Here is a 17,203-nt window from a genome sequence, read left to right on the forward strand (position 1 = left end):
CTTCTCTCCTAACAGCGATGGAGCTAATGACACTTGGATGATTCACGGTATAGATGGTATTCCAATCTCTCAGATTTACATCTTCGATAGATTTGGTAAACTATTAAAACAATTAGATCCAGATGGAGCTGGTTGGGATGGTACCTATAATGGTAGCCCTATGCCTTCTACAGATTACTGGTTTAAAATTATATATATAGAAAATAATCAGCAAAAAGAATTTAAAGCTAACTTCTCGCTTAAAAGATAAATAGCATTCTTTTAGATGAAATAAAAAAATACCCGATATCGGGTATTTTTTTATTCAGTAAACTTACGTATATTTATAACACGCTTAATTACAAGCATATAAAGTAATTTTTTTGGGGTGAAAAAACCACTAGTTTACAAACTAATGGTTTTTTTTATAATAACAAATTGTACCTTAAAGCTAACGTAGTTATCAAGAAAGTGTAGTGGCTTACCTGTTATTTACCAACTAAGAACCACAGGAGATATTTATACCCTTTTCTATTTAGCTAATCTTATATATAGTATTTGAATTTGACAATCTAACATTTGAAACTAAAAAAGCCACCTCTAATGAAATGGCTTTCTATGTTTTGAAATGTTTTTTTAAATATTTATTCTTTTATAAACTTTAACATTTTCTCTTTACCATTATCTAAACTAAGCTTTATTAAATATGCTCCATTCGCCAACGATTTAATATTAACTTCTGGTTTGTTTCTATCTAATTTAGTTTTTAAAACTTCTTGACCGTTGATTGCTTTAATGGAAATATCAATATTAGAATAAGTATCATTTAAACCTTCTATTTGAATAAGCTCTTTAGCAGGATTAGGGAATACTGTAATATTTTTTAATTCATAATCTTCTGAAGACAATACAACAAAAGCTATACAATCTGATGTTTTAGTACAATTACCTTTGGTTATCTGAACAGCATAAGTCCCACTAGATGAAGGTGCAAATGTTTGATTTGTAGCTCCAGCTATTGGGGCATTAGAATTATTACAATCTACCCATTGGTAAGATGTAGCAGAAGTTTCGTTAGCGGTTAAATTTGATGCGTTTTGAGCAACTGTTTTATTAATGAAAATTGGATTTACCATAGTTGCCATAGATGCAACGACCAATTTAAACATTTCATAATAATAAGGATAATTGAACAAATTATCTCTATCGTTTGATGTGTGATAACCAGTAGTTTTATCATTATTATGCCATGATTCTCCAAACAAAAGAGCAGAATAATCTTCATTCCAGAAAGAACCATGATCACTTGCCCCTGTTCCTGGATTAACCACATTAACATTTAAATTAAATCCGTAAGTTGTATCATTTAACACTGCTACTATTTGATCTTTAAACGCTACTGAACCAGCAATATTTCTAACATCAATATCAAAATCATTATCATCATCACCATCAAAAGCCATCATATCTATGTTCATAACACCTAAAACATTTGCCCCTGCTGCTTTTAAAGCTTGAGCATGAGCTCTACTTCCTCTCAAACCTATTTCTTCTTCATCCCACAAAGCATATATTAAGGTCTTATCTAAACAATGAGGAGCTAACATTCTTGCCAATTCAATTACGGCTGCCGTACCACTTGCATTATCGTCTGCACAATAATTAGCTACAGAATCATAATGGGCTCCAATAATATAAATATCGTTAGGATTATTAACACCAGTTTGAGTTGCAATAATATTTCTACCGCCCGATGAGTAATTATTTTCAACTACTGTTAAACCTGTAGCTTCTAATCGCTCCTTAATATAATTGGCTGCTAAATTATTATCATTATCACTAACTCTATGGGTAATAGTTACGGGAGATCCTCCAACTGTAGTAGCTTGTTCTCCAGATAATTCTTTTACCAAAGTAGTTATATTGGCATTATTCGTTTGATTAACTAAATCTAAAATTGATTGTTGAGCATTTACATTAGCTAAAAAACAAATAGCTAATAATAGTAGTAGTTTTTTCATGTTTACGTTTTTTTCGGGGTCATCAATTTACAAAAAATAAAATCCATTATAAAATTATAATACATAAGCCTTTAAATTCTATACAAATGTTATAAGAATAACCAAAAAAACACCTCTACATTTGTAGAATATGATTTTATTCTCTACATTTGTAGAGTAAGTTCTAATACTGTAGAATATGAAATTGAGTAAAACAGAAGAAACATTAATGAATAACTTATGGAAGCTAGAAAAAGCTTTCATGAAAGATTTATTAGAAGCATATAAAGATCCTAAACCAGCTACAACTACATTAGCAACGCTTTTAAAAAGAATGAGAGAAAAAGGTTTTATAGATTATACCTTATATGGTAAATCTAGAGAATACTATCCGTTGATAAAAAAAGAAGATTATTTTTCTAGTCATGTAAATAGTTTGATAAAAAACTTTTTTAACAATAGCACTTCACAATTTGCCTCATTTTTTACCCAAAAAACCAATATGAGTAAGGAGCAATTAGAAGAGTTGAAATCTATTATAGACAACGAAATTAAAAAGAAGTAACTTATGGGAGTCTATTTATTAAAATCTGCTGCTTGTTTAGCTATTTTTTTGATCTTTTATAAACTGTTATTAGAGAAAGAATCTATTCACAAATTAAAACGTTATTACTTACTAGTAAGCTTACTGCTATCTTTTATAATACCCTTAACTAGTTATACTTCTTTTGAATATGTAAAGGCTATGGAAGTACTACCTAATTCAAATACAATCTCTATAATTGAAGATATTCCAGAAGAGAAAACTCTAAGTATAGAGATTATATTTTTAACTATTTACGCTTTCATATCGGGAATATTTCTATTCTTCTTTATTAAGAACCTTTGGTTAATGGCAAAAAAGATACAGGCAAATGAAAAAAACACTTCAGAAAACACAACCAAAGTGTTATTAAAAGAATTGATAGTTCCTCATACTTTTTTAAAATACATATTTATAAATAAAACGGAATATAACAATAATAGTATTCCTAAATCAGTAATAGCACACGAAGAAGCACATGCTAAGCAGAAACATAGTGTAGATATTTTATTACTAGAGTGTTTACATATACTATTTTGGTTTAACCCACTTATTTATTTATACAAAAGAGCTATTAAACTAAATCATGAGTTTTTAGCAGACGAAGCAGTTATAAATAAAGGATATGAAACTAAAGCCTATCAACAAACTTTACTAGCATACTCATCACATGCTACTCTAGAATACTCGAATTATTTCGGGTTGGCTAATGCCATCAATTATTCATCAATCAAAAAACGTTTAACAGTCATGAAAACTAAAACCACAAAAAAAACGGTTTGGCTACGTAGTTTATTAATACTACCTCTAGTAGCTTTATTACTCTTTAGCTTTAGCACTAAAGAAATTATTTATCAGGAAAAAGCAACCAAACAAATGGTAGCTGAATATAATAAACTTGCAAAGAAGTACAATGCGCAAGATAAAAACAACAGAGTTGTACTCTTAAAAGATATACAAAGGTTGGAGTACATTTATAAATTAATGACTCCTGAGCAAAAGAAAAACGCAGAACCTTTTCCTGATTGTCCACCACCGCCTCCACCTCCGCCTCCATACCCTGAAGACGCAGATTATTTCATCAATGATCAAAAAGCATCTATAAATGAGGTGAACGAAATAAATCCTGAAAATATTCAGAGTGTGTTTGTTAGTGGTAAAGACAAACCCGGAAAACCTAGGTTAGATGTTTTTACCAAAGACTATAGAGGTGTTGTTGCTCCTAAGCCACCTAAAATCCTTAAGCTTCCTAAAAATGATGGAACTAAATTTTTACCAGCTCCAGAATACCCCGCAGATGCATACTGCTATATTAATGGTAAAAAAACTTCTATGAAAGAAGTAAAAAAATTAGATTCTGAAACTATAAAAAGAGTTATTATTAGTGGAAAAGACGAATCTGGAAAGGTCTTAAAGAAACCCATTTTAGAAGTATATACAATCGACTATAAAGGGCCAGAACCAAGCCCATCAAAATACACAAATAGACCTGGAGCTAAAATAAACGGTAAAGTTTGTGAAGGCTGTATGTTACAAATGACTAAAGAACAATTAAAAAACTCTTATTTATCATTACAAGAAAATGGTAAAATAATTATGCAATTTAGAGTTAAAGCTCCTAAAAAACCTACTGTAACGTGTATTGGTAGCATATTAAATGACGAAGCAATAAAAGTTATCGATAATGCTAATAAAGGTCAAATAATTCAATTATTTGATATTAGGGTAGATGGCTTAAAAACAAAACCACCTATTTTAATAACCTTACTAGACTAATCTTTTACTTTTAAATATTAAATAAGTGTCCTTTTATGATTAATAAAAGGACACTTATTATTTTCTGATTGTTACTTTTTAGGTACTGATGAACTCTTTGCTAATTCTGGCACAGATTTATACACATAATCTCCATGATAACCTGTAAAATATTTGGCTACTTTTTTATCCCAAGTTTTTTGATCAGCCTTATTTTTAAATCGAGCTTTGTTTAAATTCCCCATTTCTTCTAGTGCTTTTTCTAAATCGGCTAAAGAATTTACTACAAAAACTTCTACATAATCGCGCCTGTCAGACCCCCAAGCATGTGCATATGGGTAATACCCCTTTATATACTGGTTTTTATGAATTACTTCTTTTAAAAATCCATCTCGCAATTCATTAAACTCTTTATCGGTTCCTTCTTCTGAAAATGCAAAATGACTTTTACGGACGTAAAACAATACGGGGTCATTGGAAACCTCAGCCCTTTGTTTAGCTCCAGACATAGTAACATAAATTTCATCGGAATGTTTATCTGCATAATAAGCACTTCGCTTTTTAAAATAGGCCTCTCTTTTTGTTTTATCTGGCCAAGCAGCTTTAATTAACTCGCTATTTTTTTCTCCAGCTTTCTCAATATCTGACCACGACTTATACAATTGCACATATACCAACTCTGTATTGTCGGCTGTCATGTGATGTAAGCCATAATTAGTAGCTAATATGTATTCATTTTTAGAGGTGACCTTATCTAAGAATTCTTTTTCTACAGCTTTCCAGTCTTTCATAGAAAAATCTTCCTGATCCATATTCCAATGCATCGTAGTAACCGTTAAATACATGGGGTTTTCCTTTTCTTGAGCTAATAATGGATAAATGCTAAATAGCATAAAAATCAAGAAAATACCGAGCAGTTTACTTGTCTTTTTCATAATTCTAAATTTTATGGTTAGTATATACTTATTGGTTATTTACTAATCTGGTTTAGAGTTATGCCGATGCAAAAGAATTGTATCGAAGACCGCGGATGCAAATGTACGAAAATATAAAGGTTTTCTTGTTATAAAAAAGAAAATCACACATCGCAAAATATTAATTAACAGTGTATTACGATTTGTATAAACAAAATATTTTCATTTTTAATGTAACAAATCAACACATTTAGCGTTCTAATACATATCATCAATCAATCACATCATGTTACAACGCTTTTTTATTATCTGCTCTGGAGCAGATACCCTACTGTTATCTCATTGTTCTAACGGAGAAAAAAACAAATACGCTGGTATTGGCGCTACTGTATTCTTTACAGCTTTAATGGCTACTATTGCAGCTAGCTATGCTTTATATACCGTTTTTGATAATTACCTTACTGCTGTTTTTTTTGGTATAGTTTGGGGTTTGCTTATTTTTAATCTAGATCGTTTTATTGTATCTACTATCAAAAAGAGAGAAAGTTTTCTTGACGAATTATTACAAGCTACACCTAGAATTATATTGGCCATTATTATTGCGGTTGTAATTTCTAAACCCTTAGAGTTAAAAATATTTGAGAAAGAAATTAACCAAGTGTTGTTGACTGAAAAAAACCAAATGACCTTAGATAATAAAGACCAAATTGCTTTACAATATACACCTAAAAAAGAAGCATTATCTAATGATATAACTGCTCTTAAAAACGAAATAACAAGTAAAGAAGCAGAAGTAAATGCTTTATACAACACCTATATAGCTGAGGCCGAAGGTAGAGAAGGAACCAAACTATTAGGTAAAGGGCCAGTTTATAAAGAAAAACGAGAAAAGCACGATACTGCATTGCAAGAATTACAAAGTTTAAAAGAGGATAACCAAGCAAAAATAACAGCTAAAGAAGCAGAGCTATTAGCTTTAGACAGCGAGTATAAAAACCAAGTAAGTACATCGCAACCTATTATTGACGGATTTGATGGTCTAATGGCACGTGTAAACGCTTTAGGCAAGTTGCCTTGGCTACCTTCGTTTTTTATTTTCTTGTTGTTCTTAGCCATAGAAACCTCTCCTATTATTGCTAAGTTATTATCTCCTAAGGGTGAGTATGATTATAAACTAGAAGATGCAGAAACAGCTGTTAAAACATGGGTAACTCAAAACATAAAAGAACGTGAAGTTATTTTACAGACAGATCAAAACTTAAATAACAAAATATACAACGATATAGCCGAAGAAGATGAACTGTATAGCTACAAACGAAAAAAGGCTCGCGAATTAATGCAAGCCCAAGCCGATGCCTTTTTTGAAAAACAAAAAAGAGGATTGTTTTAGTAAAATATTTTAAACATTTAAGAAAAACAAGCGTCATTTTTTATTATTTCAAATGACAAATCATAATATTCTGTTCTCATTTCTGTATAACATTGAATTAAAGAAAGTTTAGCAACATTTGATCTATATTTATTAATTTTATTTTGTAATGGTTTGTTCTTTAAGTGACTTGTAATACACATTACATACCTGATATTATCAGTAGTTTTGAACAAACTTAAAAACTCATTTTCTGATAGATTTCTATTTTTACCTTTGGATTCTAAACTTTTATATACAGCTCTTAAATAATTATTTTGATTGTCCTTTAAATCATTTTTCAATCTTCTTGCAGAAGAAATTATTTGACTATAAAGTTCTCTCATTTCCGTACTAAACCCATACTTTACATGACAAATATAAAGAGTATTATTATTAAAATGTATTATATCTCCCAGTTCAATTGAATTGGGAGATATTGTATCTAAAACCCAATAACCTTCTTTATCATACTTATCATTATAAACCCCTTCATTTTCTCTTTTACCACTTTCCTTCTTTCCCCATTCTTCATTTAAAACCTGATTTTTTAAATCATTAGCATTTAAAATTTCTGTACACCGATCATTCATTTCATTTATAAAGATTTCGCGTAATTTATACCATTTAGAATCTAAGTATATATAATTCCCTAAACCTTTAATATTTATCTCTGTATTTAGGTGATAAATTAATGCTGTTTTTAGTATTGGAGTACTATTTTGATTTTTATAAGTGTAAATGTAAAAGTTGTATATTTTATTACTAAAGTTATTTAAATTTTTATCAAACCCCTCTTCATTTAAATAAGTTAAAATAATTTTTAAAATTTCACTTTTATCAGCTGTTCTACTAATTTTTTTATATTTCCTTTCTCCTTCTTTTAACTTTATTTCATACTCATCAGCACTATAAAAATCTTCAATTTTATTAGGATAGCAAATATCAAAATTAGAAACTGTATTTGAAATAATATCATTTCTTTTATTGAATAATTCATTAATTATCGCAGGTTTCAATGAATTAGCAATTTGATCCTTGTTAGTTATTTCTTTATAAGAACTAAAGAAATCATCAGCTTTTTGAGTTTCAATATGTTCCAATATTTGAATTAAAAGACCTAATTCTTGAAAAGAAAGTTTTTTATTAATATTAAAACCATTTGATATATTTAAAATTATATTGGGGGACCTATTAGTCAAAAATTGATTAAAATAAAGGTCAGCTGTTTCACTTGATAGTTTTATTTTTAGTTCAGTAGGAATTTTACCAAACTTTATATAATCCATCAAACGATAATTATCTTTAAATTGCTCAGACATTCCGGCTCTTAAACCTGTTACACCTCTAGTTTTTATCGTTATAATTTCATCTTCTACAGGTTTCATTATTCTTGAATAAGTATTTAGTCCATATGATGAATCAAGAAATGGTAAAATATATTTATAAAAGGCTCCTCCAATTATTGCGAAAATCCCTGAAGGAGTACTAACTAATATTAATACAGAAGGAATCTGGTACTCAAGAGTTATTCCATCTACATATTCTTTTGGAAAAAACTTTGCCCATTCAGATTCTTTCTCAATTGATTGAATAATTATCAATTTTGAATCATAATCATTAACCTTAATATCTCTTATTATGGAAGGCTTTTTATTTAGTGACAAATGGTTAGAAATTCTATCCGCTACTGATATTAATTCATATACACTCTCAAGCTTATATATTGTTGGGTTCTGTTTCAAACTATTCTACTTTAAATAACTTAGGTCAATCTCCTCAAATCTAATCAAAATAAACAATGTAAGAAATGACTTAGATCAGTGAATTTGAAAATTCACTATTTACAGTGATAATCACAAAAGTTAATTTACTTCTATAAAGCCCTTTAAATCTGACAAACTACCATTAAAAACATCAAAATCGTTTAGGTTTGTGCCAATTTTATAACTAGCCGTTTTTTGCCACAAAATCCAATTATTTTTTTTCCATGCAATTGGCAAATCTGGTTGAGACTTATTGTTATAATTGGCTATCCATAAAGGATAGGTAGCAAACAATGATTTGTTTAAATATTTATTACCTGTATTAATATCTGTATAAATAATTACTTTTCTATTTAAAGCCTTTTCTACCGCATTTATAAACACTAACAGAGTTGATTGAACTTGTTCTACAGATTGTGTTTGGTCTATTCCTCCTTCTTCAAAATCTATAATTGGTGGCAAATCTGTTTTCTCTATGGAGGCCAGTGCCTGTATAAAGTTTTTAGCTTGAGCCTTTGGATCATCATTAGACCTGTAAAAATGATACGCTCCTCTAATAAATTTCTTTTCAGAAATCATATTCCAATTATGTTTAAAATCTGGATCTATATAAGTAATCCCCTCGGTTGCCTTGCAAATCACAAAGCTTAAACTATCTGATTTTTTGCTTAAAAAACCTATCTCATCTCCTTGATATTTAGAAACGTCTATTCCATATACAAACTTTACTTTCTCTTTAGTAGCATCCACCGTATCTAGAATTTTTTTAGGTTTAGAAGCCGATTCTTTATCTATCGGATTCACTTTTTTAGATTGACATGACAACAAAATCACACCCAAAAAGAGCATCCAAAAACAGTTCTTATATTTCTTCATTAGTAGTTATTTTATATTGAATAAATTACTCGGTTGGTTTTGGTTTAGAGCTATCCCACTGTGCTCTTCCTAACAACCAACTAAAATCTCCCGATAATTGCTCTCCACTACCTAACTTTCCGTTTGTATAAGAATTATAAATTCCAGCACTAGAATGACAACCTATACAGCTTTCGGTACCATAAATTGTAATATCACTAGTAGGATTATTTTCCATTAAATTAGAAGCAGATTGATTCCCTTTTTGAAAAAAAGTTTCCATAGTTATATTGGTTAATAAGGCAATATTGGTATCTCCACCAGATTTATCGGTTACAGAAGTAGGCAGCACATAATTATCATCATCATGTGGAGGTGAAGGCACATTTTGATTTAGCGGATACTGCGTATCTATTAATTCATAATACTGCCAAACACTATTTTGCTGTCTGAAATAGGTTTGCATACGCTCATTAATTCGCTGTACACGAGAAGGAATATTTACCATTCTGTGAGCTTGCGTTTTCATTACATTACTATTAGCATAATATCTTGCCTTGGTAGAATCTTTATACTTGGGAGGAGAAGTTCCTTCTATTTGTGCACCTCTAGTAGTTACTTCCCAAAAGTTACCGTGTTTATCTGTTTTAAACTCATACCTACTATTATGAGTTACATCTACATTAGCTGGGCAAATTTCGCACTCAGCATTACGTAACGATGGTGGGATTCTTACCGTTTTACCATCTTTCTCTATTTGGTTCTCTCTTAAATTATCTACATGCTCAAAAGTAGACCACACCCATTGCTTACCTGTTGGTGTTTTTTGACTAATATGGAATCCAATCATTCCCAAATCTTTTTTAACCAATTCGTTAGTTTCTTCGTCTACAATATATCCTTCGTCTGTAAAATAGCGCTCTTTATAATCTGTATCTTCTAAAATTTTCCAAGCAAATTTAATTTCTATAGCTCCTAATTCATTGTTTTCATAATTTCCTGCCGGAAAATCTGCTTCAGGATTTTTCTTGGTATAAGCCAACTGTCCGTTGATATTATATAATTTCTTATCTACTATATAATCATACTCTTCTTTATTCATCAAAACTTCATAAACAACTACGTTCCCATTCTGATCGAATAATTTACCCGCAAATGCTTGGTCTACCTCATCTGCAATATTCTGATCCCTTTTTGCAGTTGGCGTAGTTGATAGTAACAACAACCTAGCATCTGTAGCACTTAGTATTTCTTTACTAATACCTAAACCAGACGCTGTTCTTGGACTACCCCAAGAAGAAGGAGCTAATCCGTCTTTACGATATACCTGAAAAGCTTCTTTCCAACCTAACCAGGTTGCTTCACCTTTGTCTGTAAAGTTTGGCATTGCATTTCCTTGTTCATCTCTTGGCCAGTTAATAGCTACCAGCGCTTGCCAACTGTACTCGTTAAAAGCTTCGTTTAATTTATAGATGTTTTTCTCCTTTTTTAATTTTTCTTGTAGTAGTGGATCTACATCTACTGGTATATTAGGCGAAAATGTTACTGGAGAAGGAATTTCTGAATACACTTCATTATTATGGTGATGCTCTTTGTCTTTACACGAAGTAATTAAAAGTGCTAGCACTACAGCAAAAAATAGTGAGCTATTTAAAAAAGATTTCATTTTTAGAGGTTTTAGTTAGTTTTAAATAAGATTTTACCTTGAAAAAAAGCGGATGCTCCCTAAGTAGCTTCCGCTTTTTCTATTTTTTAATTATTTCACTTCTGCGCTTTCTTTACCTGAAGCTGCTATTGCCTTATCGTCCATTAAATTTCCTTGTATACTCCACGTAAAATCTAATTTAACTGCGTCTTTAAAATATGGTGCTTTTAAATCAAAATACTGGTCGGTAATATACAAATGACTAGAACTATCTGTAGTAGTAATTCCTGGAATATATCTTGCCTGTCCGTGACAACTCATACAATTGGTTTGCATACCAAACTGATTTAACTTACCTCCTACTCTTTGGTCTATACCATAAGCCTGAATGTATTGATCTCCAGTAGAAAAAGTACCTCCGATAGCCACATTATCTTTAATAACTTGGTACGGACCAAAACTAGCTTCTAAATATGGGTTGTATGCATATAAAGAATTGGCATTTTTACCCGAACCACCGTAATAAGGCTGTACAGGTTTTACCATACTATAAGCAATAGCCATAGCGTAATGTTTAGCAGCACTATCTAATTGATCTGGCTGTAAGTCTGCAATAGTATTTGAGCTAGGTTCAAATGGTAATTTTGGAGTTGGAGACCACCAAAATGTTTGCCATGCCCATCTTTTTATTTCTCTAGTAGTAACGTGCATTGCCCTAAGAATTAAAAAGTCTCCTTTTTTAATATCTCTTGATTTAGCAATAGCTTCATCTGCCTTAAAATTAATGAATTCATTAACTGAATAGATCTTTTTAGCGGCATCTGTATTACCTGTTAGAGTTACATAAACAAAGGTATTCCAATCATCTTCTCCAAATTTTCTTTCCGGATTATTTTGTTCTCCTGGCCAAACAGATATTTTATAACAATCAGCACATTTTTCTGGAGCTAAATCTGCTTCTGTAAGTGGATCAAAAACTGGTTTTAAGGTTACGCCACTAGTTGGAAAATCTGCTATTTCAGGAAAATTAGCACCCGACTCACTTAAAGCATTTAAAGTACTTTCGAAAAACAACTTGTTATCAAAAATATGATTAGCAGCAGAGGGATCGTACTTTACAAAACTCACAATATCTCCAGTAGATGTAGTTATACTTTTACCAGTATGAAATTGACTAGGTGTTTTTAATTTTCCACGGTTTCTTTGAATACTCTTTAAAGTCACCTTTTTTTCATTTATAAGCTGTTCTGTTAAAGCTCTTTTAATATCATCTGGCGTATACCAAGTTTCAAATCTTCTTAATTTCTGATTGTCGTAACTCTCTCCTGTGTATGCAGTTAATGCATGCCAAATATCCCATCCGTGGGTAATAATATCTGGATTGTTTTCAAAATTACCCGCCTTTACATTATCGTATTTGGGGTTGCTTATCCATTTATTAATAAGTAACGAATCTGTAGGGAATGATGTTCCGCTAATTAACTTTTTAGGCATCGGATCTGCAATAAAAGAATTCGAACTTATTGGTGCTTCTGTAACATTTACAGCTATATTCTCTTCTACTACTACTTCTTCTTTACAGCTGGTAAATACCGTTGCTGCTAGTAGAACCCCTATAGCTAAACTATTGGTTTTTATACTTTTTAACATTTTAAATTGGTGTTAGTTGTTTAATAAAACCAAATATAGGGAGTGAGTTAAACCTAGTTGCGAGTAGAAATACGTGTTTTTTACAAAAAGGCTTACAAGTTCATGTAAGCCTCTGTCTTTTTAAGAATATCTTCTAATTAAGAATTTAACTCAAACGGGGTATCTCCTCCGTAAATATGGATCTCTCCTGGTCCGCCAGCAAAGTAACTTGTAAAGTTCAATGCTGCTGGTGTAGCAACCGTATATACTTTTAAGCAAGTTGTAGCGTTTTGCTCTTGAGTTGTTGCATTAGCTGCACCTGTAGCATTAGGATTTCCTTTTACAGCACCCGTTAATACTTGTGCAAATTGGGTATGCGCTCCGTAAGAAATAGCTTTGTTGTTGTACGTTACTTTATTAGCATAATTGGCATATACAGAGTTTACATCTTGAATGGCTCCTGCTCCTGTTGCTTTATTGTTTAAAACATACTGACCGTCGCAATTAAACACAAAACCATTAGCTACCGCCGCAATTGCATTATCGCTAATTTGCATACCGCATGATGGAATAATATGAACGTTAATACCCGATACCGTACTTGGTTCATTGTCTATATTTCCTCTTAACCTTACATCTGCATGATCTAAGCAAATTTCTACACCCATTTGTGTAGTTGTGGCAGTTCCTTCTTGATTAAAAATAGCGTACTCATCATCTAGTTTTTGCTTGGCATCTCCAGCAGATAAATCTATTATTGGGTAAGCCACCATTTGCTCGGTTACTACTGTAGAACCATTGGTTGTATACAATAAAAAGTCTTCGTTAGAGCAATAATACTTTTCTGTTGTCATGGTATTAGCAGTAGCAGCACCATCAGGTGTGCTCACTTTAGCGTTACTAACTATAATACTTCTGTTACGTACTTCGCAATTTGGATAAGCGTGACAGTTTTTAATAAAGTTAATAAGCATATCGAAAATAACTCCTTGTAAAGGCCCGTACGATTCTAACCAATTTTTAGAAAGATTGGCTACTACATCGTTTCTAGTAGTTGCACTGTCTGATGCATACACCGCATCTATATCTTTTACCAGTGTGGTAATGCAAGACCCAAAAACAAAAGTCCAATCTTGGTAGTTATCATTTACAAAAGTAGCTTCTAACTGTTGCTTTAAATAGGTTAACGGATCGTTAGACTCGTCTGTATAGATATAAGGGCCGTGAACTCCATGAAAGTAAAACTCTGGTGCTACAAAAAAATTTAGTGTAGTTCCGTCTGACTTTGGTAAATTATTAACCGCAGTATCTACTGCGTTTTTCATAATAGCAATACGCGCATCTATATCTGCATAAATATCTTTATTGGCTAAGTAATAACCGGCTACAGCACCTGGCCCATTAGGGTTTCCTATATCTACCACATCTGCTGGTGTAGTAGGTACGGCATAGCCTATAAATCTAATTTTTTGGTAAGCATTCTGACTCATGATATATTGGTTTTATTAGTTCTAGTTAATACAACCAAATATAATGAGCTAATCTCGCCTAGTTATGAGTAGAAATACGTGATTTAAACCTTGTATAAAAAGACTGTGAAGTTGTTTCTAACGGTATCGGCTATGAGTAGTTACGGTTGTGTTTAGATGAAAATTAGCAAATAAATCACAACCCATTGAAGTTGTCCGATGATTTCCCCCAAGGAAAAATCAGCCAGCAATGAATTATACACATTGTTAGGTGTAGTACTTACAGGTCCTCAATTATTTGTTCAAGCGAAATTATTCTTGAATTTAATATCATTAAATCATTGTAAGAACTATTTTGTCCAAAAATTTCTCTCAATTTTTCTATCATTGGTGGTATTTCATCTTCTTTCTCGACGACAATAAACTTTATATCCTTTGGCTTAAATGTTAACTTTTTATGCTTAGCCAATCGCATATTTATATATCGGCGCTTAACTTCATCGGTGTAAAATTCACGCTTATAAATGTCCTTGATTTCTATTTTTTGTAATAATTCTTTCGGTGGTACGTAACGCCACTCTCGTTCATCATAAAATTTCACTTGCCTAAATTCATTACCGTTGCTATATCCAGTTCCGCTATACGGTTTTACGTATTTAAGAAAATGACCTAATTGTTTAGACAACTCTTCATTTTTTTCGCGCACTTGTTTGCTCGCTAAATATTGACCGCTATTAACTAAATCTATTTCTTCATCTTTGTATCCATACTCTTTGAGTAATTTCTGGTTTTCTTCGCTGTTTTCGATGTCAAATATATTCTCAAGATTTGCAGAAAGAGTATTTAAAACCTTAGCTGTTTCTGACTTTGCGTGAGTGTATAAAACTGGGCTTAAACCATTTTTTAATCCCCATTCCTTTGATAATCCAATAGAATAACTTCCATATTTTTTTCGGTGTTCACTTATTTGTGATAATGGAATGTCACAGAAGCAAGACATTGGTAGAACTAACTCGCTTTTTGATTTTAATATCTTTCCATAAGTTTCTAAACTATATCTAATAAAAATTCCGTTTCGAAGAATGCTGACAAGAAAATCTTTTTCTCGCGTAAAGTGAAAAAGTGTGTTAGAGCTTAATTTCATTAATTATTTCCAAAGTTTTTTGTATTACCCCTGACGGTTTGTATATGGCAAGTAGGGCAGTAGAAAGCACTGAACTTTAAAGCTAACTCCGAGCCAAAGTGTTGTATTTGGTTTTTAATTTATTCATTTTTTAAAAGCCAAATCAACGATTTGGCGGTGTTGGTAGATAGTTCCAAACTTTCATAAAACCACTGAACACCCTATTTGCTATATACAGTGTTACAGGCTGGTTTCTTTTAGAGTTGAACCATAAATCTCTTTAAAACTATCATTTATATTTCTTCTTGTCAGTCTTACATAATCACTTTTTATTTTGCTTGACATTGTTTTTACAAACACACTGTTTTTAAAAACGTTTTTATAATCTAAGAAACCATCATTTTTTGCAGTATATTCTTCAAGATCAAAGTTTATGTCTGGAGTTATTAAATTCCATAATTTTTCAATTGACTCTTTCAGTCTTTCATTATTTTCAGTAACAAATGACTTAGGATCCTTCAAGATTTCAACACCTAGTTCATCTTCTTCCAATAGGACTTTTATAACATTAGTGAAAAAGAAAATTGCTAAACCATAATTTCTGATTTTTTCATTATCAAGTAGAGATGCATTACTTTTTACAATGCTAAACACGAGGTAGGCTAAATAAATTTTGTCTGCGGAGATATTTCTTGAAAAAATAGAATTATAGTCATCTCCAAAAAGTTTCTGTTTTAAATGTGTATTGTGGGGCTTGTTTTGATAAAATGCAGCAATTAGTTGCGCAGCGAAATCTTTGTCTATAACTGTATTGAAACTGCTAACATCTTCGCCTCGTTTTCTATTATATAAAACTTTATTGTCGAATAACTCCTCAAATTCTTTTTGTAATGATTTTTGAACCGAATCATTAGATCTTAAATCTTTTATGCTTATTGAATTCTGATTATTCGCATAATAAGTAATGTCTTTTACTAATGACGAGTTTGGATCTAGTTCAATGATCTTTGTTAGGATTGATAGATTTTTTGTTAGATGGGATTTGTTTTCATAAAGAGTTAGCATTGATTGACAACCATTTATTACTGCATAATTACCGATTGTAATTTTATCTTCATTTTCACCGGTTTTCAATGACTCACATATGATCGTGATTCCATTGTGATATAGAAAAAAGTTATGATGTTCAGATTGATTAGTTATGCTACTTTTAATAGATTTATTTACTCTGGTCTTACCGACACCATATCTTACATTTTTATAAAATAAAGTTCTGTCTTGAATTCCTTCAAGTTTGACTAGTTCCTTTGCAGGAATGGAGTAAACTTTTGCTTTTACTTGATTTGGTAAATTATACTCTATTAAAGATTTATTTGTAAGATAAAGGTCTTTGTCAGGGAAAATAACTTCATTGTCTGCAAAGTATGTGTATTTCTCCAGTAAGCTTTCACAATCCCAAAATTCATAATCATCAGTAATATTTATATATTCATTTGCGTGTGTGTTAAACTTCTTATTTGTTATAAAAACAAGAATGACTTTGTAATGAGTTTTTTCAATTAAACTCATTCCATTTACAAGAGCTTTTAGTTCACGGCTTGCTGTGCTTTCAAGTAAGTTTTGTAACGTTTCTTCATTTTTAAACCATTCTTTAGCGCCAACAAAGTTTCTCAAATCATTATCACCTTGCTCTTGGAAGTCATTGGGCGAAAATTTAGACTGGATTAGGTATACAATTTCTTCCTCATCATCTAAAAAAATCCCATCTATTCCTTTGTCATTTTTTTGATCACAAACGCATCCAATAGCGTCATCTTTATCAATTCGAAAGAAATTTTCCAAAAACCAAATTATGAATGCAGAAGAATCTGATCGTCCGTTATTATAGTTTTGTATTTCAGATCTTAGTTTAGTAAAAAATATTTCTAGTGTCATAATAGTTGTTTTATCACTTGCCTGTAACTAACATATAAACGTAATTACATTTATATCTTTATATGCGTATTGACTATATTTTCTAAAAAAGCTATAGTCCATTTGCCCAAATGTAACCAAAATAAATAATGTAAGAAATAAC

The 17,203-nt window shown here is 31.2% G+C and carries 13 protein-coding genes; 4 read left to right on the forward strand and 9 right to left on the reverse strand.

The genetic code is table 11. The features are described from left to right. Positions 1–250 (forward strand): T9SS type B sorting domain-containing protein (locus ACFQ1O_RS03745; RefSeq protein ID WP_377713493.1); only part of this gene is annotated, 250 nt, incomplete at its 5' end. 373 nt (positions 251–623) lie between these two features. On the opposite strand, the gene ACFQ1O_RS03750 is transcribed toward ACFQ1O_RS03745, so the two are convergent. After that, positions 624–2,000: a M28 family metallopeptidase gene (locus ACFQ1O_RS03750; protein ID WP_377713495.1), complete on the reverse strand. Its 1,377-nt coding sequence runs from the start codon at positions 1,998–2,000 to the stop codon at positions 624–626. A gap of 178 nt (positions 2,001–2,178) precedes the next feature. On the opposite strand from ACFQ1O_RS03750, the gene ACFQ1O_RS03755 reads away from it, so the two are divergent. Together ACFQ1O_RS03755 and ACFQ1O_RS03760 are read left to right on the forward strand one after the other, a co-directional pair. Beyond that, positions 2,179–2,544, forward strand: a complete 366-nt coding sequence (locus tag ACFQ1O_RS03755; protein WP_377713497.1) for a BlaI/MecI/CopY family transcriptional regulator — start codon at positions 2,179–2,181, stop codon at positions 2,542–2,544. Positions 2,545–2,547: 3 nt separating this feature from the next. Then, on the forward strand, positions 2,548–4,338 hold the full coding sequence (locus tag ACFQ1O_RS03760) for a M56 family metallopeptidase (RefSeq protein WP_377713499.1): 1,791 nt from the start codon (positions 2,548–2,550) through the stop codon (positions 4,336–4,338). Between the two features lie 71 nt (positions 4,339–4,409). Here the strand turns inward: ACFQ1O_RS03760 and ACFQ1O_RS03765 are convergent, their stop codons facing one another. Then, positions 4,410–5,252, reverse strand: coding sequence for a hypothetical protein (locus tag ACFQ1O_RS03765; protein ID WP_377713501.1), 843 nt, complete (start codon positions 5,250–5,252; stop codon positions 4,410–4,412). Between the two features lie 265 nt (positions 5,253–5,517). Between ACFQ1O_RS03765 and ACFQ1O_RS03770 the strand changes: the two genes are divergently transcribed. Further along, positions 5,518–6,621 (forward strand): DUF4407 domain-containing protein, encoded by a 1,104-nt coding sequence (locus ACFQ1O_RS03770; RefSeq protein WP_377713503.1) that lies wholly within the window; start codon positions 5,518–5,520, stop codon positions 6,619–6,621. A 17-nt stretch (positions 6,622–6,638) separates the two neighbouring features. Here the strand turns inward: ACFQ1O_RS03770 and ACFQ1O_RS03775 are convergent, their stop codons facing one another. From ACFQ1O_RS03775 to ACFQ1O_RS03805, 7 genes are all read right to left on the reverse strand, one after another. After that, a complete protein-coding gene (locus tag ACFQ1O_RS03775) occupies positions 6,639–8,384 on the reverse strand; it encodes a DUF6119 family protein (RefSeq protein WP_377713505.1) in 1,746 nt (581 codons plus the stop codon). A gap of 120 nt (positions 8,385–8,504) precedes the next feature. Continuing rightward, positions 8,505–9,281 (reverse strand): GH25 family lysozyme, encoded by a 777-nt coding sequence (locus tag ACFQ1O_RS03780; RefSeq protein ID WP_377713507.1) that lies wholly within the window; start codon positions 9,279–9,281, stop codon positions 8,505–8,507. A gap of 25 nt (positions 9,282–9,306) precedes the next feature. Continuing rightward, positions 9,307–10,926, reverse strand: coding sequence for a hypothetical protein (locus ACFQ1O_RS03785; protein ID WP_377713509.1), 1,620 nt, complete (start codon positions 10,924–10,926; stop codon positions 9,307–9,309). A gap of 90 nt (positions 10,927–11,016) precedes the next feature. Further along, a complete protein-coding gene (locus tag ACFQ1O_RS03790) occupies positions 11,017–12,555 on the reverse strand; it encodes a hypothetical protein (RefSeq protein ID WP_377713511.1) in 1,539 nt (512 codons plus the stop codon). A gap of 137 nt (positions 12,556–12,692) precedes the next feature. Then, positions 12,693–14,024, reverse strand: a complete 1,332-nt coding sequence (locus ACFQ1O_RS03795) for a hypothetical protein (protein ID WP_377713513.1) — start codon at positions 14,022–14,024, stop codon at positions 12,693–12,695. Between the two features lie 259 nt (positions 14,025–14,283). Next, positions 14,284–15,147 carry an abortive infection system antitoxin AbiGi family protein gene (locus tag ACFQ1O_RS03800; protein ID WP_377713515.1) on the reverse strand — a complete coding sequence of 288 codons (864 nt, stop codon included), beginning with the start codon at positions 15,145–15,147 and terminating at the stop codon, positions 14,284–14,286. Between the two features lie 219 nt (positions 15,148–15,366). After that, positions 15,367–17,061: an AIPR family protein gene (locus ACFQ1O_RS03805; RefSeq protein ID WP_377713517.1), complete on the reverse strand. Its 1,695-nt coding sequence runs from the start codon at positions 17,059–17,061 to the stop codon at positions 15,367–15,369. Positions 17,062–17,203: the final 142 nt, after the last annotated feature.

Origin of the sequence: Pseudofulvibacter geojedonensis, assembly GCF_042675745.1 — a bacterium.
Taxonomy (GTDB): Bacteria; Bacteroidota; Bacteroidia; order Flavobacteriales; family Flavobacteriaceae; genus Pseudofulvibacter; species Pseudofulvibacter geojedonensis.

What these genes read in the sequence shown, in the direction of transcription:
- ACFQ1O_RS03785 (WP_377713509.1), bottom strand. Translation starts at nt 10,926, where the DNA reads ATGAAATCTTTTTTAAATAGCTCACTATTTTTTGCTGTAGTGCTAGCA.
- ACFQ1O_RS03770 (WP_377713503.1), top strand. Translation starts at nt 5,518, where the DNA reads ATGTTACAACGCTTTTTTATTATCTGCTCTGGAGCAGATACCCTACTG.
- ACFQ1O_RS03800 (WP_377713515.1), bottom strand. Translation starts at nt 15,147, where the DNA reads ATGAAATTAAGCTCTAACACACTTTTTCACTTTACGCGAGAAAAAGAT.
- ACFQ1O_RS03750 (WP_377713495.1), bottom strand. Translation starts at nt 2,000, where the DNA reads ATGAAAAAACTACTACTATTATTAGCTATTTGTTTTTTAGCTAATGTA.
- ACFQ1O_RS03805 (WP_377713517.1), bottom strand. Translation starts at nt 17,061, where the DNA reads ATGACACTAGAAATATTTTTTACTAAACTAAGATCTGAAATACAAAAC.
- ACFQ1O_RS03765 (WP_377713501.1), bottom strand. Translation starts at nt 5,252, where the DNA reads ATGAAAAAGACAAGTAAACTGCTCGGTATTTTCTTGATTTTTATGCTA.
- ACFQ1O_RS03780 (WP_377713507.1), bottom strand. Translation starts at nt 9,281, where the DNA reads ATGAAGAAATATAAGAACTGTTTTTGGATGCTCTTTTTGGGTGTGATT.
- ACFQ1O_RS03795 (WP_377713513.1), bottom strand. Translation starts at nt 14,024, where the DNA reads ATGAGTCAGAATGCTTACCAAAAAATTAGATTTATAGGCTATGCCGTA.
- ACFQ1O_RS03755 (WP_377713497.1), top strand. Translation starts at nt 2,179, where the DNA reads ATGAAATTGAGTAAAACAGAAGAAACATTAATGAATAACTTATGGAAG.
- ACFQ1O_RS03790 (WP_377713511.1), bottom strand. Translation starts at nt 12,555, where the DNA reads ATGTTAAAAAGTATAAAAACCAATAGTTTAGCTATAGGGGTTCTACTA.
- ACFQ1O_RS03760 (WP_377713499.1), top strand. Translation starts at nt 2,548, where the DNA reads ATGGGAGTCTATTTATTAAAATCTGCTGCTTGTTTAGCTATTTTTTTG.